This window comes from Sulfurisphaera ohwakuensis (genome assembly GCF_009729055.1).
Lineage (GTDB): Archaea > Thermoproteota > Thermoprotei_A > Sulfolobales > Sulfolobaceae > Sulfurisphaera > Sulfurisphaera ohwakuensis.
The window spans coordinates 1,471,920-1,490,608 of the sequence record NZ_CP045484.1; the positions used below are offsets into that span (position 1 = coordinate 1,471,920).

28 protein-coding genes are annotated in these 18,689 nt (G+C 31.7%); 8 read left to right on the forward strand and 20 right to left on the reverse strand.

The features are described 5' to 3' along the window. Genes hisI through serS form a run of 3 tightly spaced genes read left to right on the forward strand, consistent with a single transcriptional unit; the run spans window position 1 to window position 2,189 of the window. Window positions 1-351, forward strand: coding sequence for a phosphoribosyl-AMP cyclohydrolase (hisI, locus tag D1869_RS08220; RefSeq protein ID WP_184650937.1), 351 nt, complete (start codon window positions 1-3; stop codon window positions 349-351). A gap of 44 nt (window positions 352-395) precedes the next feature. After that, complete coding sequence (locus D1869_RS08225; protein ID WP_156014674.1) at window positions 396-803, forward strand: metal-sulfur cluster assembly factor; 408 nt, start codon at window positions 396-398, stop codon at window positions 801-803. A 24-nt stretch (window positions 804-827) separates the two neighbouring features. Next, the gene (serS, locus tag D1869_RS08230) at window positions 828-2,189 is read left to right on the forward strand and encodes a serine--tRNA ligase (RefSeq protein ID WP_156014675.1); all 1,362 of its coding nucleotides are present in this window, start codon (window positions 828-830) and stop codon (window positions 2,187-2,189) included. A 20-nt stretch (window positions 2,190-2,209) separates the two neighbouring features. On the opposite strand, the gene D1869_RS08235 is transcribed toward serS, so the two are convergent. Both D1869_RS08235 and D1869_RS08240 read right to left on the reverse strand, forming a co-directional pair. Beyond that, on the reverse strand, window positions 2,210-3,679 hold the full coding sequence (locus tag D1869_RS08235) for a B12-binding domain-containing radical SAM protein (protein ID WP_156015939.1): 1,470 nt from the start codon (window positions 3,677-3,679) through the stop codon (window positions 2,210-2,212). A gap of 91 nt (window positions 3,680-3,770) precedes the next feature. Next, the gene (locus D1869_RS08240) at window positions 3,771-4,013 is read right to left on the reverse strand and encodes a hypothetical protein (RefSeq protein WP_156014676.1); all 243 of its coding nucleotides are present in this window, start codon (window positions 4,011-4,013) and stop codon (window positions 3,771-3,773) included. A 53-nt stretch (window positions 4,014-4,066) separates the two neighbouring features. On the opposite strand from D1869_RS08240, the gene D1869_RS08245 reads away from it, so the two are divergent. Beyond that, window positions 4,067-4,492, forward strand: coding sequence for an HIT family protein (locus D1869_RS08245; RefSeq protein ID WP_010979519.1), 426 nt, complete (start codon window positions 4,067-4,069; stop codon window positions 4,490-4,492). On the opposite strand, the gene D1869_RS08250 is transcribed toward D1869_RS08245, so the two are convergent. The 10 genes from D1869_RS08250 to pyrB form a co-directional block, all read right to left on the reverse strand. Continuing rightward, complete coding sequence (locus tag D1869_RS08250; RefSeq protein ID WP_010979520.1) at window positions 4,478-4,783, reverse strand: zf-TFIIB domain-containing protein; 306 nt, start codon at window positions 4,781-4,783, stop codon at window positions 4,478-4,480. The genes D1869_RS08245 and D1869_RS08250 overlap by 15 nt on opposite strands. A gap of 73 nt (window positions 4,784-4,856) precedes the next feature. Further along, window positions 4,857-5,324: an Lrp/AsnC family transcriptional regulator gene (locus D1869_RS08255; RefSeq protein ID WP_156014677.1), complete on the reverse strand. Its 468-nt coding sequence runs from the start codon at window positions 5,322-5,324 to the stop codon at window positions 4,857-4,859. Between the two features lie 59 nt (window positions 5,325-5,383). Next, complete coding sequence (locus D1869_RS08260; RefSeq protein ID WP_156014678.1) at window positions 5,384-5,992, reverse strand: MarC family protein; 609 nt, start codon at window positions 5,990-5,992, stop codon at window positions 5,384-5,386. Further along, window positions 5,989-6,297, reverse strand: a complete 309-nt coding sequence (locus D1869_RS08265) for a hypothetical protein (protein ID WP_156014679.1) — start codon at window positions 6,295-6,297, stop codon at window positions 5,989-5,991. The genes D1869_RS08260 and D1869_RS08265 overlap by 4 nt, the downstream gene beginning before the upstream one ends. Further along, the gene (locus tag D1869_RS08270) at window positions 6,269-6,580 is read right to left on the reverse strand and encodes a hypothetical protein (RefSeq protein ID WP_156014680.1); all 312 of its coding nucleotides are present in this window, start codon (window positions 6,578-6,580) and stop codon (window positions 6,269-6,271) included. The genes D1869_RS08265 and D1869_RS08270 overlap by 29 nt, the downstream gene beginning before the upstream one ends. After that, window positions 6,577-7,443: a dihydroorotate dehydrogenase PyrD gene (gene pyrD, locus D1869_RS08275; RefSeq protein WP_156014681.1), complete on the reverse strand. Its 867-nt coding sequence runs from the start codon at window positions 7,441-7,443 to the stop codon at window positions 6,577-6,579. The genes D1869_RS08270 and pyrD overlap by 4 nt, the downstream gene beginning before the upstream one ends. Continuing rightward, complete coding sequence (pyrC, locus tag D1869_RS08280; RefSeq protein ID WP_156014682.1) at window positions 7,415-8,584, reverse strand: dihydroorotase; 1,170 nt, start codon at window positions 8,582-8,584, stop codon at window positions 7,415-7,417. The genes pyrD and pyrC overlap by 29 nt, the downstream gene beginning before the upstream one ends. Continuing rightward, on the reverse strand, window positions 8,574-9,161 hold the full coding sequence (locus D1869_RS08285) for a 2-polyprenylphenol hydroxylase (RefSeq protein ID WP_156014683.1): 588 nt from the start codon (window positions 9,159-9,161) through the stop codon (window positions 8,574-8,576). The genes pyrC and D1869_RS08285 overlap by 11 nt, the downstream gene beginning before the upstream one ends. Next, a complete protein-coding gene (pyrI, locus tag D1869_RS08290) occupies window positions 9,158-9,640 on the reverse strand; it encodes an aspartate carbamoyltransferase regulatory subunit (RefSeq protein ID WP_156014684.1) in 483 nt (160 codons plus the stop codon). Before pyrI ends, D1869_RS08285 begins: the two co-directional genes overlap by 4 nt. Before the next feature lies 1 nt (window position 9,641). Beyond that, on the reverse strand, window positions 9,642-10,538 hold the full coding sequence (gene pyrB, locus D1869_RS08295; protein WP_156014685.1) for an aspartate carbamoyltransferase: 897 nt from the start codon (window positions 10,536-10,538) through the stop codon (window positions 9,642-9,644). A gap of 62 nt (window positions 10,539-10,600) precedes the next feature. On the opposite strand from pyrB, the gene pyrE reads away from it, so the two are divergent. From pyrE to D1869_RS15475, 3 genes are read left to right on the forward strand one after another with little or no spacing between them, the layout of a single operon-like run. Then, window positions 10,601-11,188: an orotate phosphoribosyltransferase gene (gene pyrE, locus D1869_RS08300; protein ID WP_010979530.1), complete on the forward strand. Its 588-nt coding sequence runs from the start codon at window positions 10,601-10,603 to the stop codon at window positions 11,186-11,188. Window position 11,189: 1 nt separating this feature from the next. Beyond that, on the forward strand, window positions 11,190-11,831 hold the full coding sequence (gene pyrF / locus D1869_RS08305) for an orotidine-5'-phosphate decarboxylase (RefSeq protein WP_156015940.1): 642 nt from the start codon (window positions 11,190-11,192) through the stop codon (window positions 11,829-11,831). Continuing rightward, the gene (locus tag D1869_RS15475; protein ID WP_156014686.1) at window positions 11,806-12,456 is read left to right on the forward strand and encodes a hypothetical protein; all 651 of its coding nucleotides are present in this window, start codon (window positions 11,806-11,808) and stop codon (window positions 12,454-12,456) included. The genes pyrF and D1869_RS15475 overlap by 26 nt, the downstream gene beginning before the upstream one ends. Here the strand turns inward: D1869_RS15475 and D1869_RS08315 are convergent. Genes D1869_RS08315 through D1869_RS08335 form a run of 5 tightly spaced genes read right to left on the reverse strand, consistent with a single transcriptional unit; the run spans window position 12,419 to window position 16,071 of the window. Further along, window positions 12,419-13,450, reverse strand: coding sequence for a phosphate signaling complex PhoU family protein (locus D1869_RS08315; protein ID WP_156014687.1), 1,032 nt, complete (start codon window positions 13,448-13,450; stop codon window positions 12,419-12,421). The genes D1869_RS15475 and D1869_RS08315 overlap by 38 nt on opposite strands. A 21-nt stretch (window positions 13,451-13,471) precedes the next feature. After that, window positions 13,472-13,969, reverse strand: a complete 498-nt coding sequence (cdvB3, locus tag D1869_RS08320) for a cell division protein CdvB3 (protein ID WP_156014688.1) — start codon at window positions 13,967-13,969, stop codon at window positions 13,472-13,474. A gap of 24 nt (window positions 13,970-13,993) precedes the next feature. Next, window positions 13,994-14,302, reverse strand: coding sequence for a winged helix-turn-helix domain-containing protein (locus D1869_RS08325; RefSeq protein WP_010979535.1), 309 nt, complete (start codon window positions 14,300-14,302; stop codon window positions 13,994-13,996). A 27-nt stretch (window positions 14,303-14,329) separates the two neighbouring features. After that, window positions 14,330-15,688, reverse strand: coding sequence for a dihydrolipoyl dehydrogenase family protein (locus D1869_RS08330; RefSeq protein ID WP_156014689.1), 1,359 nt, complete (start codon window positions 15,686-15,688; stop codon window positions 14,330-14,332). A 2-nt stretch (window positions 15,689-15,690) separates the two neighbouring features. Then, window positions 15,691-16,071 (reverse strand): hypothetical protein, encoded by a 381-nt coding sequence (locus D1869_RS08335; protein ID WP_010979537.1) that lies wholly within the window; start codon window positions 16,069-16,071, stop codon window positions 15,691-15,693. Between the two features lie 35 nt (window positions 16,072-16,106). Here D1869_RS08335 and D1869_RS08340 point away from each other — a divergent pair, with 35 nt between their 5' ends. After that, the gene (locus tag D1869_RS08340) at window positions 16,107-16,751 is read left to right on the forward strand and encodes a tRNA(Phe) 7-((3-amino-3-carboxypropyl)-4-demethylwyosine(37)-N(4))-methyltransferase (protein WP_156014690.1); all 645 of its coding nucleotides are present in this window, start codon (window positions 16,107-16,109) and stop codon (window positions 16,749-16,751) included. On the opposite strand, the gene D1869_RS08345 is transcribed toward D1869_RS08340, so the two are convergent. The 3 genes from D1869_RS08345 to metG are packed head-to-tail and all read right to left on the reverse strand — an operon-like array spanning window position 16,665 to window position 18,596. Next, window positions 16,665-17,303 (reverse strand): 7-carboxy-7-deazaguanine synthase QueE, encoded by a 639-nt coding sequence (locus tag D1869_RS08345; protein WP_156014691.1) that lies wholly within the window; start codon window positions 17,301-17,303, stop codon window positions 16,665-16,667. The genes D1869_RS08340 and D1869_RS08345 overlap by 87 nt on opposite strands. Beyond that, window positions 17,257-18,261 (reverse strand): NOG1 family protein, encoded by a 1,005-nt coding sequence (locus D1869_RS08350; protein ID WP_156014692.1) that lies wholly within the window; start codon window positions 18,259-18,261, stop codon window positions 17,257-17,259. Before D1869_RS08350 ends, D1869_RS08345 begins: the two co-directional genes overlap by 47 nt. Beyond that, window positions 18,255-18,596 (reverse strand): methionine--tRNA ligase subunit beta, encoded by a 342-nt coding sequence (metG, locus tag D1869_RS08355; protein ID WP_156014693.1) that lies wholly within the window; start codon window positions 18,594-18,596, stop codon window positions 18,255-18,257. Before metG ends, D1869_RS08350 begins: the two co-directional genes overlap by 7 nt. Between the last annotated feature and the right edge of the window lie 93 nt (window positions 18,597-18,689).

Genomic DNA, 18,689 nt, shown 5'->3' on the forward strand with positions numbered 1-18,689 from the left:
CTGAGTGAGAATGAAGCCTCTAAGTTAATAGAAAAATTATGGTTTAGGCATACAGATTCTACTATAATAGCTGTTCTTCAAGATTACAAAACTAAAGAAGTTCTAATGGTTGGGCATATGAATAGAGAAGCAGTTTTTAAAACTTTGACAACTGGATATGTTCATTTTTGGTCACTAAGTAGGAAGAAGTTATGGTTAAAAGGAGAGACTAGTGGCCATTTTCAATTAGTTGAAGATTTTAAAATTGATTGTGATGGAGATGCTATGGTTTTCTTAGTCAAATCGGTTGGCCCTGTATGTCATACTGGGAATAGGAGTTGCTTCTATAGGAATTTTTCAGATTTAATTTAATGAAGAGTTTAAAATATATGAAGTGGTAATTAAATACGGTTAAAATGTCTACTCAGCAAAATATTAACAAAGAGGAATGGAAGAAAAAGATTATGGAAGCTTTAACGCAAGTTTATGACCCAGAAATTCCAGTGGATATTGTAAATTTAGGTCTTATTTATGAATTAAAAATTAGCGATGAAGGGGATGTTTATGTTCGTATGGGATTAACGGCTCCTGGTTGCCCTGTTGTAGATGATTTAATTTATACAGTGGAGCAAGTAATTAAAGAAACAGTTCCTGCAAAATCAGTAGATGTAGATATTGATTTAGATACACCATGGAATCCGTTAAAAATGACCCCCGAGGGAAGAGAAAGGTTCAAGCAATTATATGGTTATGATATTGTTGAGATGTGGATTCAAACATATGGATTACCAGAAGGACAAGATCAACAAGATCAGAAGGCATAAATTCTTTTGTGTTTTTTGTTAATTGTGTCTTGGAGTATATTAGAGTTAGTTAGAAATAATCCGGATAAACTTAAGGAATATATAAAAAGAAGATTTATAGATGTCTCTTTGGTTGATAGAGCTGTAGAGTTAGATAAAAAATGGAGACAAACACTACAAGAAGTAGAAAAGCTAAGGCATGAGCACAATGTTATAAGCTCCTCTATTCCTAAGGCCAAACCAGAAGAGAGACAAGAGTTGATAAAGAAAGCAAAAGAATTGTTGAAGGCATTGGAAGAAAAGGAAAAAGAGCTAGATAATATAGAGAATGAAAGAGATAACATATTAATGCAATTGCCTAATATAGTAGATGATTCTGCTCCTATAGGGCCTGATGAAACATATAGCGTTCCTATAAGATTTTGGGGAAAATTTAAAGTATATGAAAAAGATGAAGCTGAGTTTCTTAGTCAATTAAAAGGAAATAGGGTTGATTATGAAATTATACATTGGAAGCCAGTTGGACATGCAGATATGTTAGAAAATGTTCTAAAACTAGGAGATACCAAGAAAGCAGCAGAAGTAGCCGGTGCCAGATTCTACTATTTATTTGATGACATAGTTTGGTTAGATATTGCATTACTTAATTATGCAATAGACACGATGACAAGTAAAGGATATACTTTAGTACTTCCTCCATATATGTTAAGAGGGGAGGTCATAAAGAGCGTTATTGATTTAGATACATTTAAGGACGCAATTTATAAGATAGAAAATGAAGATCTTTATCTTATTGCTACCGCAGAACATCCAATAGCGGCCTTATACTTTAAGGAGGAAATACCTAAAGAGAAACTTCCATTAAAATATGTTGGTATAAGTCCTGCATTTAGGAAAGAAGCTGGAGCTGCAAATAAGGATTTGAAAGGTATATTTAGGGTTCATCAGTTTCATAAAGTGGAGCAATTTATCTTTTCATCTCCAGAAGATAGTTGGAAATTACATGAAGAATTAATAAGGAATGCAGAAGAGATATTTCAAGGATTAGGATTACCATATAGGGTCATAAATATCGCAACTGGTGACTTAGGTGCATGTGCAGCTAAAAAGTATGATTTAGAAGTATGGATGCCTGCACAAGCTAAGTTTAGAGAGATGGTAAGTTGTAGTAATTGTCTTGATTGGCAGGCATATAGAATGAGGATAAGATATGTAGAAAAGGGAGGTAAGAAAGGTTATGTACACACGTTAAATAGTACTGCTATAGCTAGTACTAGGACTATAACAGCAATCCTTGAAAATTACCAGAGAGAAGATGGTGTAGTTGAAATACCTAAAGTGCTCAAAAAATACTTAGAACCATTTAGTAGGGCTCCTAAAGATTACATATATCCTAGAAAAGAATAAATAAAGATATTTAATAAAAATTATTTCTTTAAATAATATTCTAGGTTTGATTCTATCTTTTTCATCATTCTTTTAGCTACTCTGAGGAATAATTTTAATGTCATTCTTACTGGATAGTATAGGGGTCCTTTCATGTAAAAGTGATCTATTATTTCCTCTCCCCAATATACGTCGTGCCAGAATACTTTTCTGTACAGTTCTATATGAGCTTCAGTTAATTTAATCCTGGTAAACCAGTCCTTATTCTTAAAGTATCCCATAGGTACAAAGAACATAGGTACTAATATACTTCTATAAGGTCTTAAGTTATCAACAAGCTCTATAGTCTTGTATACATCATCTTCTGTTTCTTCTGGTAATCCAACTATCATAGTTCCAGCTGGTATAATCTTATTTTCATGCATGATTTTGAAAGCTTGTTCTACAGTCTCTGGATATTCTTCAACTTTATAGGGTGCTGATTTAGCTGGCATTATTTCCTTAGCAAGCCGTGCTGAACCCGTTTCTATCCCTACTTCAACACCTAAATAACTTTGGTTTCCATCTTCAAACACTATTTCCATAAGCTTCGAAATTAATCCATACTTTTCTTCTGAATATCTTATTGCTGCTAAGCTAGCATGGCTCCAAGCTATCGTTTTATAATATTTCTTTACTAATTTATGCAACTTTATTAGTGGTTCTGGTCTAGGATAAATTCCTATAGCACCATAAAATAATACATCATCACTGTGTACAACTCCATGTTTTACACCATTTCTTACGTTAACCATTAGCTCTTTCTCAATTTTTTCTAATGGATAGTATCTTGTAGGTCTTAGTGTCACGGAGCAAAATCTACATGAACGTGCACATCCTCTCATAATTTCTATTAACCCATTAACACTAGCCCCTTTAATTTCTGGGATTTCATCTACTGATGGAGCCTCATCAGCTCCTATATATACATATTTGGGTAAAGGTTCACCATCTAATATCATTTGAGCTAATTTTACTACTGCTTTCTCTCCTTCTCCATCAACAAGTGTATCAACCCCTACTTTCTCTATCATATCTTCTCTCCATAACCATTGCCAAACTGATGGTCCACCAGCTAAAATCTTCATTCCTCTTTCTTTTTCTTTTCTTATCTCTGGCCTATTTACTAATTCCATAAAACTCTTATAATTTACTGGCTCTCTTCTAGTTATTCCCCACCAAGTAGAAGATGGAGGACCAAATGCAAAATAATCGTGATGTGAGAACATTAATGCTTTTGCATAAGGTAAATGTTTATTTAAATGATCCGGATCAATTATAGCAGCTTTAAACCCAGCATCTATTAATGCAGCCTCTATTTTTCTCATTCCATACGGTGCTTGAACTGGTCTTCCTAAATCATCAGTCTTCATTTTTGGACATGCCAACCATTTCCAAACAGTTTCTGGTATTCCTACTGCTGGTCCTGTAGCTAGGAAGCCTAGAAATTCTTTTCCGTGATGATTCGTCATTAAACATCTATCAGTGGTTAAAATAAAATCAAAGTGCTCTTCCAAGCAATCACCTCTCTTTATATAGTATATCTATATTTATAAAGACTGTTTATAAACTACTTAAAACATTTCTTAATATCTTTCTAAGGTTCTCAGGTAAATCTTCTCTTTTCTCTATTGTCTTAGCATTACTTAAATCTTCGTTCCAGTCTTCTCCGTTAGAAAGTTTAGCAGAAGTTAAAACATAAAACGAATAGATTTTTTCTCCTTTCTCATTTCTACTTTCTTCTACTACAACTTGTCTATTTTTTAGGTTTAATACGTATTTAGCTTCTACGTTAGATATTTTCATCAGCTTATAGTAAAGGAAGCAAAACATTAAAGTTTTTACTCTATTTATAATCGATGCAAGTAGATAATTGTATATTTTGTAAAATAGTTAAAGGAGAGATAAAATCACAAAAAGTCTATGAGGACCAAGAAATAATGGCATTTTTAGATATTAATCCAGTTAATAAGGGTCATGTTCTAGTAATTCCTAAAGATCACTATGAAAATATTTTCGATGTTCCAAAAGAGAAATTAGGCAAAGTGATAGAAGTTGTACAGAAAGTTGCAATAGCGTTAAGAAAGATGGGAGCAGATGGGGTAAATATTGTATCTAACAATGGTAAAGCAGCTGAACAACATATATTTCATCTACATATCCATGTAATTCCAAGATATTTTAATGATGGAAAAGATATTGACTCCATGTCTAAAAGGACAAAATATAACGATGAAAAGGAAATGTCAGAATATGCTGAGAAGATAAGATTATTCCTCATCTGACTCTGTTTCTTCACTTAATTCTTCTCTTAATAGTTCTAATCCAACTTCTTTATAATATTCTTCTCTTTCTTGTTCTAATTGCTCTTCTTCTAATTTTCTCTCTCCTTTATCACTAACTAATGACGTGGTAAGTACTCTACTATTTTTGTCCTTTTGTTCTTTTACACTATATTCTTTTTTATCCTTGGCTGTAAGTTCCATCTCGTAACCGCACTTAGTACATCTCAGTATCTCTTTTCCGTCCTTCTTAGTCGGTATCATTACTCCTCCACATTTAGGGCAGAACTTCATTATTTCACCATATAAAAGAGTAAAGTCATAATACTGTATATAAGGCTTTTGGTAATGATTTATCATTAAAAATTCATATTACTCTTATTCTTGGATCCTCCTTAACAACATTTAAAACAATGCTAGTGTGCGTTCTTTCAACTTTTGGGTTCTTTAGTAAGTTTTTAAGAAAGCTATCTAAATCTTCTACGCTTCTGAACTTAGCAACTATTGCAACATCATATTCTCCTACAATATCATAAACTGCTATAACATTATCATAATTTGAGATTTCCTTTTCAAATTCAACCAAATGTTTACCATCTACTTTAGCCATAATAATACTAGTGAGAGAATAGCCTAATTTAGTATAGTCTAATAATGCTATAAAACCTTTTACAACACCTTCCTGCATTAACCTAAGGAGTCTATTATGTAATGTTGCAGGAGAAACGTTCATTTCTTCTGCTAATCTTCTTAAACTAACTCTTGAATCTCTTAACAACTCCATAAGCAATTTTTTATCTACCGTATCTATTTCAACACGTCTTTTATCCGACATAAATTTCATAATAAAATTGATGAGGTGATTAAAAAATTTTCATCTTACGAAGGGATTTATCATGCAAACTTTAGTTGAGATATACCTTGTAGTATTAGCTGAACTCCAAATGCAGCAATAATTATTGCAGTAAATCTACCAGCAGCTACTGTACCAGTTTCACCTAGTGCTTTTACTATGAAAGGTCCAGTTAGTAGAGATAAGTAAACTAGAAAAGTAACTATTAAACTACTTATTATTAAAATTAATGGACTATAACTAACCGACAATGTTATCAATGCAGTCATTGTTCCTGGTCCTACAAGAAGTGGGGTCGCAATTGGTGTTATAATTGCCTCTTCTAGTTTTCTAACAAATCTTAATTGCTGGAAACCGCCCATGGTATCTACTCCAAGGTATACAAGTAGAATTCCTCCAGCTATTTCAAGTGCTTGAGGCGAAATTCCTAGGAAGTCTAATAATGGTCTTCCTAATATAGAGAAAATTATTAGAAGAATTATGATAGCTATAGTTATCTTATTAACTATAAAGTTCCAACTGACTTTTTTATCAGATCCCTCTTTAATAGCCTCTTCATATACTGCTAATAGATATGGAAGGACTGAAAAAGGATCTATTATAGCAAATAACTTTACTGTTATAACAGCTATAGCATCTAAACTACTCATTCTAATAAGCCTATAATATCTTTAAGATTTTTAATTCTCTCATCTTTATTTTCAATAAGAGTAGCTAATAGTAATTTACTAATTATCTTATACAATCTAGATATTTCTTTTTTGCACTCATCATTACTTTTTTCAAGTTCTGTAACTCTTCCCTCTATTCCTTGAAGCGACATGTACAATTCTGTAAGTAATTCTTCTTCACTATGCTCATGATGATGGTGATGCTGTTCCTCTTCCTCTACCTCTCTTTGAATCTCGTTTAAGTCCTCTTCACTTTTAGGTATCTTGTCTATCCTGAACTTCATCTTCTTCTACCTCCGTATCCACATTTTTAACATTACTTATATCATTATCTTGAATAATTAGTTTATCAACGCCCATTCTTAAATAATGTTTAATAACAACTGATATCTTTCCAGCAGCTCTAGTTGCTATACATTCTGTCTCTACTATATCACCATCAATTGTTTCTACGACAACTTTAGCCATCTTTTTACTTTCATCGCAATATTCAACGTTAACAGATTTTATCTTACCCATAAAAAGAAGAGATTCTATATCCCTTCCTTTCATAGTCATTCTTGTCATTTTTTCACTGCTACACCTATTATATCTGAATATTTTAATCCTTTTTCTTTTAAATATTCTTCCATTTCTTTTCTTATCCTTATAATACTAGAATATCCTTCATCAATGATTACAGTACCAAGCCCTATTAATTTTGCACCAACAGACATTAGCTCAATAGCATCTATCCCGGAAAAGACACCACCCATACCTATAATATCAACGTTATACTCTTTATACACGTCATGGATAATTCTTACGGCTAGAGGATGAATGCATTTCCCAGATATTCCTCCAGTACCATAATGCATGACTTTCTTAAATGTCTCTACATCTATGACCATTCCTTTTACTGTGTTAATAAGTGAAAGCCCGTCAGCTCCAGCAGATATAGCTCGACCAGCACTCTCTATTATATTATCCCAAGGCCCTAACTTAACAAATACGGGTTTATTAGTTACTCCTTTCACATTCTTTACGACCTCATAAACGTAAGAAGCTAGACTTTCTCCATACCCCTTCCTATTAGGGCTACTCAAGTTTAATTCAATGATCTCCCCTCTGTCAACTCTCTTTATAACTTCCATTATCTCATCAATACTACTTCCACCAACACTAACAATTAGCTTGCACTCCTCTTCATTTATTTTCTTTAGTTCGTCTATTCCTGGGTTTCCAAGACCGATAGCATTAAGATAACACTTATCATGAAATTTTACTAGTGTAGGTGGATCATGGGGGTTAAGTGGCTTAAGAGTCAATGTTTTAGTTGTTATAGCAGATGGTAAGTAGTTTTTGCACACTTCTTGTATTTTAGATAATGTTACTATGCCAGAAGATATGATAATAGGATCTTTAAACTGGATACCTGCTAGATTTATCAAACGCGTTTACACCTCTTATCGGTAATACATTTTTCCCATCAAAAGCTATTTTACCTTGGACAATAGTAAACTCAACTTTTGCTTCTAGGGGGAAATTATCTAAAGGTGTTTCAGTAACTTTAGAGAATTTAGTCCTATATTTCCAATCATTTTTACTAATAATTGTAAAATTAGCAACATACCCAATTCTTATTTCTCCATAAGGTATATTAAGAATTTTAGCTGGATTTTTTGAAAGTAGATTTACGGCTCTTTCTATGTTTAATAAATCCTTAAAAACAAGTGAATAGATAAAGGGAGTAGTAAATGAAACAGCCGCAATACCAGCTGGGCACAGCTCATAATCTAGGTTTTTCTCATCTTTTGAATGAGGTGCATGATCACTCACAATTGTATCAACTTCAAATAATGCTCTCCAAAGCCCTAACCTGGTTAAATAATCTCTTATTGGAGGATTAACTTTCGTAATACAATCTCTTTCACCATTAACTAGAAGATGATGTGGCGTAATATCAGTAGAGAAACCTAGTTCTTTGGCTATTTTTACTGTTTCGTAGTTTGTAATATGTGTAATATGAACGTTTCCTTGAACATAATGAAGGGCTGCTATTTCCATCCATATATTTCTTAACTTTCTTGGTACTTTTAATGCCAGCGGTATTTCTGGGTGAAGTACTTTTAATTTCTTGCTTTTTTGTAACAACACTTTAGTCTCTGTTCTGTCTAAATCTTCTGGGTAAATCTTGTATCCAGCAATAGGTAAAGTATCTATTTTTTCTATTTCTTTAGTTACACCAGAATATATTCCGAAATCAGTTCTTGAATAATTTTCAAATTCTCTTATCCTTTCAATTACTCTCTCGTAAGTATTAACTGGTGGTAAAGTATTTGGCATATCTACAATAAGTCCTATGCCTCCATATGCTGCTTCACTAGTTGCTGTTGCGACAGTTTCTTTATAAGATAATTGCGCTCCTCTTACATGGACATGCATATCTATTGAGGCTGGTAGTATAAGTTGGTTTTCCTTAAATTCTATGTCTGGTTTGCAGTCTTTTTTAATATTTTTTATAAATCTATCAATTTGAATACAGATAGTATCAATTGAATTATTAAACCATGCTTTTCCCTTAATCCACAATTTTACTCACCTTTATAAGAGGTCCATCAATACATGCAAGATTCTCCTTAATTTCACAAACTCCACAAACTCCTAACATACAATTCATTTTTACCCATCTTACGTAAACTAATGCTTCTTTAGGCAAGGAAGAGATCATATCTTTTGGTACAGAGGCAATTATAAGGTCAGCTTTTTCATCGTCTGCTTTAGGGAACTCTTTAGTATTGCATTCAATGCATCTCACTTTTACATTAATTCCTTTTCTTTTAGCTTCTCTTAATATATAAAGAATGTCGTAAAGAAGGTCTTTATACGCAATTCCTAGTATGCTTGATACTGTAAGCTTTAATGGTCTTCCTAAAGGTCCTTTTATAAGTATTTTCTTTCTATCTCGTATTAAATCATAAATTTTTGGCGATACATGCAAAAATAAGATTCCCTCATAATAATCAGTTATACTCAACGGAATCTCTTTCTCTCCAGCTATAATTAAACTTACGAATTGCCCTGGCTGAGGTTTTTGTGGGAAAAAAGTAGCAATTTCGTATAAATTATTGCTAATCTTTTTAGAGTATAAAATTTCAGAATAAATCAACTTTTGCTACCCAAAATTTGTTTTAGAATTTCATTTTCGTCTATTACTGTATCACAGTATACGCATTTCATTTTTAACGGTTTTTCACTTATTTTCTTAAATTCTGGCATTGCCTCAACATCATTGTTGGTAATGCACATTAAGTTAGTACATTTTAGGAGACCTTTAACAACATCTGGTATCTTTAGTTTCTTTTTCTCAACTACCTCGTAATCTCTAATTATGTTTATTGTAGCAGTAGGTGCTATTAACGTTATTAGGTTAGCTTCTTTTTCATCTACCTCTTTATTCTCGATCTTTACAATATCTTTCTTACCCATCTTTTTGCTTTCTACATTCATAACCAGAGCTATTCTATAACCTTCTGCAATTTTTAATATTCTAAGTACAGCTAAAGCTCTTCCTGCCGGTATGTGGTCTATTACTGTGCCATTTTTAATTTTACTTACTATTAGTTCTTTTTTATTAACGGTCTCCATTTTATTCACCTACAATCTTATGGAAGATTGCCATTCTTACTGGAACAGCGTAAGAAGCTTGCTCAAAATACTTAGCTTGAGGAGTCTTATCTACTTCTCTACTAATCTCGTTGACTCTAGGCAATGCGTGTAAAATTATTGCATCTTTCCTCATTTTGGATACTAAATTCATGTCTACCACATAACTTTCCTTAACTTTTTCATACTCACTTTCATCTGGGAATCTCTCTTTTTGAATTCTAGTAACATACAGCACATCTATCTCTTCAATAACCTCATTATAATCAATAACTTCTCTGTAAGGATAATTCAATTCTTCTAATATTTCTTTTCTAGCAGATAATTGTGGAGGAGAGATCAAGTAAACTTTTTTTGGCTTAAATCTTGTTAGTGCTCTTAAAAAGCTATTAACTACTCTAGCATACCTAAGATCTCCCATTAAGCCGAATGTTAAACCGTCTATGTTTTTGAAATTTCTATAAATTGTGTAAAAATCTATAACTGTCTGTGTTGGATGTTCATGTTTCCCATCCCCTGCGTTAATCACGGGTATTTCTGAAATTTCTGAAGCAAATTTTGCTGCTCCATCGAATTTATGTCTAATCACTATCATATCAGCATAATTGTTTAGCATTCTAATTGTATCAGCTAGATTTTCTCCCTTTGCAATAGAAGTGCCTTCCTCTCCAGAAAATCCTATAGTTGATGCTCCTAGGTTTATTGCTGCTTTACTAAAGCTTAAATACGTTCTAGTACTAGGTTCAAAGAATGCTAATGCTACAGTTTTCTCTTTCAATATTTTTGGAAATATTGGCATATTTCGTAATTTATCAGTCAATTCGAATAATTCATCAAAATCGCTTTTTGAAAAATCATATACTGATATTATATCCTTCACAAATGCCCTTTATTTATCTTCGTTCAATGATTATTTAAACTCTTTCTTTCATAATCTAATTCATGGATTTTATTAAATCCTTAGTTGAGAATAAGCTTCTCTTGATAGGTAATTTCGTTTTAACATCTGGGAAGATAAGCCCATATTATCTAGATTTAAGAAGATTATCTAATTACTATGAAATTTTTTCTGATACTGTAAATAAGGCAATAGATAAGATAAAAAATATAGATTTTGATATGATCATAGGAATAGCAACTGGAGGAATTCCTTTTGCATCATTCATATCTTGCAGAATGGGAAAGCCTTTAGGATATATAAGAATGGAAAAGAAAGGGTATGGTACAGATAAGATCCTTGAGGCAGATGTAAGCGGAAGGAAGATACTCTTAGTTGATGATGTTGCTACTACAGGTGGATCCCTAAGTAAGGCCGTTGAGATAATTAACTCTGAAGGCGGAAGAGTTGTAGCAAGTTTAGTTATAGTTGATAGAGAAGAAGGTGCAGAGAAAAAACTAGGTGAGTATGGAGTCAAACTAATTTCTGTATATAAAATTAGGGAGATTTTGGAGTATTTGCTAAATTCTAGTTTAATTTCGGATAACGATAAAAATAATATAAAAGAATATTTGGTGAAAAATATTGAATAGAGTGATTCTTTCGTTAGATAGACAAATACCTCTTTCTACTCTATCAGAAATAAATAAATATATACATAAGGTTAAAATAGGCTATCCATTAATTCTTGAAAATATAGAATATCTAGATGATATAGTAAAACTCCACTGGGATGAAATAATATTTGATTTAAAACTTGCTGATATAGATAATACTATGGTTCTTATAGTATCTAAATTTATTAATTACGCAGATTCTTTCATTGCACATTCTTTTGTAGGCATTGAAGGCGCCTTAGATAAATTATCAGAATTTTTGAAAAATCAGAATAAGTCCTTATATCTTGTCTTATCAATGTCTCATAAAGGCTGGAATGATGAATTTTACCCTTATTTAAAAAATATAGCTAAGACAATAGATCCTAAAGGATTTGTAGTTGGTGCAACTAGACCTAACATGATCAGAATTGTAAGGAATGATTTTAGGAATAAAATAATCATTTCTCCTGGAGTTGGTGCTCAAGGGGCTATGATTGGTGATGCTATCTGTAATGGAGCTGATTATGAAATAATAGGAAGAAGTATATATGAGTCTAAAGACCCTGTAACTGAAGCAAAGAAAATAATTGAGACTCAAGAAGTGAAAATTAATGAGTGCAAAAGAACAGAAAATTAACCTAGATGAATTGAGCGAAAAACTTTCGAAAATAGCAGAATTGATAAATAAAGCTGAACAGATTCACGAAGAATTTAATGAAGTTCCCACTACAGATTTCAGTAAATTATATACTATCACAGGAGTTTATGATACAGAAAAGGGTAAAGCATCTTATGACTATCTTTCTCTTTACGACTATTTTGCTGAACTTTATGTTAAGTTTATTCTATCTACCATGTCTACTTACGCAGTTAAGACTAAAGAATCAGAAATAGAGTACATTAATATTCTCCTAGATGATGGTCATTATATAATTCTAGAGGGAGAAGAGGACAAGGTCGTTATACCACATCCTAGTGCTTTGGCTTCTACTCATACGCATCCTAATATATGTTTGTTCTCACATAAGGACATAGAAACAGCTGATCAATTATTTATAAAAGGGTATATAGCGGTAGGTGTTCTCACTACAAATTGTTTTCTTTTGCTTTACAGAAGAGGAGTATATATTATTGAGGATAGGGAATCTTTATTATTATTAGCTAACAAGGTTAAAAAGAGTAAAACAATAGAAGAGTTAGTAAAATCGTATAATAACATTAAATTCAATTATCTAATTCTTCGTTTTGTTCAGTTTGCTTAGCCAGAAGATCTATTGTAGCCTCCGCTATATCTATTGAATATCTTATAACTCTTCTTACTGAATCTAGTATAATTAGAAGTGAACTGGTCTTCTTAGGACTATAGTTTAAGTTTAACACTTTTTCTGATAAGCTTCTATTTTTATATAGTAACTCAAATTCTTTATTTATGATATTATGAGACATATCTTTATCTTTTTCATTAAATGCATTTATAGAACTCTTAAAGAAGTCTGCTACTTCGTTACCATGATCGTATATTTCTTTTTCCTCTAATTTTCCTAGAATTGGTAATTGATCAACAATCCTCAAACTATGGTCTGAGACTCTCTCAATAGATTTTGCAACAGAGTAAAGATTAACTAATTGTGTCAAATTATATTTTTCATTTTCAATTATTTCTGGATATTCTATAGATAACGAAAGCTGTCTTACTATATAGAAATAAAATCTATCTACATCATCATCTCTACTGATGATCTCTTTCGATAAGTCCGAATCACCATCATATAATGCTTTAAATGAATCTCTTAACATGTTGTACGATATGTTAGCAGCTCTTGTAATTGATTTTGTGAGAGAAAGCTCTTTTTCACTTACTAGAAACTGAATTGTTAATGAATTTGAGTCTTCATCTATTATTTCAGCACCTAATAATCTATTTCTTATAGTTTCTTTAATTCTTTCCCTATCTTCAGAAGAAAATTTACTACAACTCACTGTTAATAACGTGAATCCAGCCATATAGTAGGCTATAATTTCTCTTATTACAAAACTAATATCTGGCCTATCACAATTTAAGGAGATTTTTTTCTCTTTTTTTTCATTACTTTCACTCTTTTTTGGAACCAAAATTAATCTTGCGTGTCTATCTTGAAATATCTCTATCTCATCCCCTGGTTGAAGGAGATACTGTTTTACCCATGTCTTTGGTAAAGATATTATGTATGTTGATCCTCCTGTTAATTGTATTTTTCTCACTATAGGTTTTACCATAACTATATTCGCTATATATTATTATGCTGGTGCTTTATATTTTTCTTTTAGCTCTTCATTAGCTATTTTTTCAGCTTCTTCAAGAACCTTTTTTACTTCTTCACTTTCTTTTAATACAATTTGGGCTTCAGGGTGTACAGTATATGATAAGTTAAGAATTATATCATCTATAAGGGGTCCGAACTCTATAGAGTTTCCTAGGCTTCCTCTTAGACTCTCTAAAGCTTTAACTACAGGATATATATAGTCTTTTAAAGAGTTCAAAATCATTAAAGTTTCTAATCTAATTTCTAGTATTTCTAGCAAGACTCTAACTTTTAACAAATTAAAAATTATGTTTTTATTTATTTCTATTTCTTTGTAATATTCCTTAGATAAATAGTTAAATCTGCCAATATTATAAAGAGATAATTCTTCTAAAGTTTTTATTCTATTATCAATTCTAGCAATAAATGCGTCTATCCTATGAATGGTAAGTCTAATATCCGTAATAATCTCTGGCAATCCTTTCTTTTTCACATAAAAGCTCTTATTTTATAACATTTAAGAATTTTTAGACTCCTCCAGGAGTAAACTGTCCAATGCAGATTTATACATTTTAAAAAATGTAGTTAGTTTATATGGTGCTCCATAACCCTCTCCATCTTTATATACAATTTGATTTTCAATTAATACTTCTAAGTGATGAATAACAGTTTTATAATCTAGCCCTAAAGAATTAGCTATTTGATTTGCATTAAGAGGTTTTTCCTCAAGTAATCTAACTATTTTTAAACGTGTATTTCCTCCTCTAGAGGTAAGAAAGAGAAATTTAAAAAGTTTCTTTATCTGGCGTAATTCCTTTTCATTCACTCTGGGTTTTAAGTTTATTTTTCACTCTTAATAAATTTCTCCAACTATAGCTCTTTGTACTACCTCTGTTATAATTTCAGAAACTGTAGGATGAGAGAACTGAACCTTATATAAATCGTCAATTTTTAATGATAATTCCATGGCTAATGTAATTGTGTTAATTACTTCAGTAGCGTTTTCTCCTATCATATTAGCCCCTAAAATCCTATTATCTTCTCCAATGACTATTTTTAGAAATCCTTCGGTTTCATTTAATGTCCATGCTCTTGGTATTTCTTTCATATTAACTTTTACTTCCCTTCCGTTTATTCCATTTTTCTTCAACTCTTCTAGTGTACTTCCAACTACACCTATTTCTAGGTCAGCAAATATAGAGGTTGGAATATATTTGGGCATTTGAGAATTTCTATTACCAATATTATCGCCAGCGACTATACCTTGCCTCCATGCTTTAGTAGCTGATAAAGGCGCACCGGCTACATCTCCTACAGCATAAACTTTCGAGTTACTTGTTCTAGCTCTATTGTCAACTTTAATATAACCTCTTTGATCAGTCTCAACTTTTATTGCCTTTAAGTCTAATCCATCAGTAACTGGTTTTCTTCCGATTGTAATTACTGCTAAATCTCCAGAAATTTCTTCATTTGAAGAAGGTGTTTGTGCTTGAAATATTACTTTATCATCGCTCTTTATAATCCTAGATTTAGTATTTACGTAAATTCTTACTCCCTTTTCTTCTAGTCTTTTTTTAACTTCATTAGCTATTTCTATATCAATTCCAGGTACTGGAAGCAATCTAGGCATTAACTCTATTATTGTTACGTTTTTGTTTAGTGCTCTAAATAGAGTTGCTAGCTCAACACCAGCAACTCCTCCACCAACTATTATTATATTTTCTGGCAAGTTGGTCATATTCATTGCAGTCCAAGGGTCCACTACATTCTTTCCATTAAGCGGAAAATCCGCAAGCGATAGAGGTTCTGAACCTGTTGCAATAACTAAATTCTCATAAGTATAAACTTTTCCATTTACTATTACTTCTCCCTCATTTTTTACCTCTCCTTTTCCAGAAAGTAAATCTATTTTATGCTTATTGATAACTTGGTATAAATTATCTTTTATTCCCTCGATAATATTATCTTTGAATTTATTCATCAGATTATAATTTATCTTTGCTGAAGTAGCTATCCACGGCGATTTTAATATCTTATTTACTATCTTTGCAGTATCTATTAATGTTTTTGATGGTATGCATGCTCTGTTTATACATTCACCACCTATCTCATTTTTCTCTATGATTGCTACTTTTTTACCTAATTCGGCACTTCTTATTGCTGCGGCTAAACCTCCTACTCCTCCGCCGATTATGACCACGTCGTAATGCATTATTATCTCTTGTTTTTACTTATTAGATAAGATTTAAGCTTATTTAAAACGTAAATAAGATCCTTATGCAAATTATTTTTTTCTTCACTTTCACATAAGGCTAAAAATTCTAGTTCTGTATATACTTTATACTTTTTAAAAATATCCTCAAGAGATAATGATAAATCTAAATAATCTCTGCTAAAATCCTTTCCGTTCTTACAATATTTATATATAAAACTTAGAATTCCTAAATCCATAATTCTTTTTCTTTTCTTTCCAACGAGAATTATTCTAACTCCTATAGGGATTTCTTTCTCTAAATTAGATAGATTTATTTCCCCTTCGTTAACTCTAATTACGGCTTCTTCCTCTTTTAGAAATCTGTTAACTATATCATCCACAATATTTTAAAGTTACGATAAGTTAAAAAGAAAAGATGAATAATTGGTTTACGTATAAGCAGAGAGCCTGGGAAAGAGTAATTAGGGATAAAGAGATAGGATACCTTGATCCAGATATATTTGATACACTGGAAGTCTTTTTTAAAAGAAGGGATACTTTTACCCAAAGTAGTTGTAGCGGAAGAATTACGATAATAGATGCTGAGATGCCGTGGGAGAGGAAAAATTCCAGTGTAGTCTTCAAAAATCATTTAGGAATTACGGTTACTGATTTGTTAGAAACTATAAATAAAGGGAAAGTTTGGAATTTATGGTTAGTAGTTCAAGGACCAATATTTCATGTTTATACTAGAACAAATGAAGAAGCTTGGGATATATTAAAATTAGCCAGATCTGTAGGTTTTAAACATAGTGGTGTTTTGACCGTAAATGAGAAAGGTGTATTGGTAGAGTTAAGAACTGGAGTAAAAATGGTGCATCTGCTCAAGGATAATTATGATGAAAAAGAAGCTAATGAGCTAGTAGTAATTGCTAACAAAGTATTACAGAAAGGAAAGGAGAAATTACGCAAATTAAAAGAAGTTGTTGAGAACTCATTGAATTCCAACAATTCTATGGAATTGAGGAAGAACTCTGAAGGGAATTCCGAGTTTCAATATAATATCAATAAGCTCTCTTAAGCCTTCCGTATAATTCTCTTTTCTTCCGTCGAGTTGAAGAATAACTTTGCTTGGTTCAATATTATTCTCTCTTATAAATCTTATTATTTCTTGAATATCCTCTAGTGGATTCACTATAACAAATTTAAAATATGTTGCCCAATTATCATCTTTAAAATTATATTTAAATTTATACCCAGAATTAGACAACTTAGGAGAAACAGAAAATATATCAACAAGTTCTCTTAGTTTTTTAGATGGTTTTATAGTACCACTTGTTTCTATTAAAACTTTATGATTAAGTGATTTTAATGCTTCAACTAATGGTAAAATATCTTGAAGTAATGGTTCCCCGCCTGTTATCGTAGTAAATTTAATTCTTTTATCAATTTTATCAAGAATCTGTTCTATACTCATTTCCTCTCCATCATATTTGTGCCAAGCATATTTTGTATCACACCATATGCATCTTAAATGGCATCCAGCTAGTCTAATAAAATTAGAAGGTGTTCCTATAACTTCTCCTTCACCCTGAATTGAGGTAAATATCTCGCTTATCCAGTATCTGACCATTTTGTAGTAGGTTAATAACGTAATTTAAAAGTGTATCTAATCCTATACTCTTCTCAGCACTTATCTCAAAAACTTTTTCAAGAATATTTTCCTTTATTTGCTTATATAATTCCTCGTTTTTATCATCTATCTTATTCAGTACTGGGATAACCACACTTTTAATGCTTTTCACTTCTTTGTATAAATCCAATTGTTCTTTCGCAGAATAAATTGAAGAATTTGATACGTCAAAGAGGAACAGTATGATTCCATTAAGGTTCTTTATTGCATTTATAGCCTTAAGCTCTATGCTGTTTCTTTCACTCATAGGTCTATCAAGTATACCTGGAGTATCTATTACCTGAATTTTAAAAATACCAGTATCTATGTGTCCTACATGGATTTCTTTAGTCGTGAAGGGATATGATGCAACTTCAGGTTTTGCGGATGAGATTTTACTTACTAAAGTGCTTTTACCTACATTTGGAGGACCAGCAATTATGATAGTTGGAAGATTAGGATCTATTGCTTTTAATTTTTTTAATTGGCTTGTTATGTCTATGAGCCAATCGATACAATCCTTTCTACTACGTAATATAGAACTTACTCTTCCAAAACATTGTCTCATTAGTCTATTTGCTTCTTTTTCATCTGAAGATTTAATTAACCTTCTATAGCGTTCTATTATGTTAAACGATAACTGAACTCCCCTATTTATTGCTCCTAAGCACATCTTTACCTTATCTATATCTGCGATAATCTCTATATTTTCTCTATAAAATGGATGTAACTGATCTATTCTAGGAAATTGCAATACAAAATCTTTGTATTTTTGAAGCTGTTCTTTATAAAAAAGTATTCTTTTTATTTCTCTCTCCTTTACATTCTTACCTCCTATTTTAGGTATTCTATCTAGAACTATCTTTATTAAGTCCTCTGTCTTTGGTGGTATTTTTATATTTTCAAAGGGGTTTAACATACTTTTGTTCCTGCGGGAACTTCCCCATCTACTGTAAGTATTCTAGGTTTTATTCCTTTCTCCTCATCTTCTTTACAACCAGCAGCTAATATCATTCCCTGACTTTCAAATCCTCTTATTTTTTTAGGCTTTAAATTAGCTATGAGTATGACTCTTTTTCCCACTAATTCTTCTGGCGTGTAAAATTCAGCTATACCAGAAATAATCTGCCTAGATTCACTGCCTAAATCAATGATTAATTTTAGTAATCTAGTTCCTTCTATCCTCTCAGCTGACTTTACAATTCCTACTCTTAAATCTAGTTTTGCAAAGTCATCTATTGTAATCTCACTCATAGGGGTTAAGTAAAATGAACTAGATAATGAGTATTCGTTTACTTAACCAAGTAAAAATACTAAGGTTATTAACACAAGTTTTTTATACTGCTC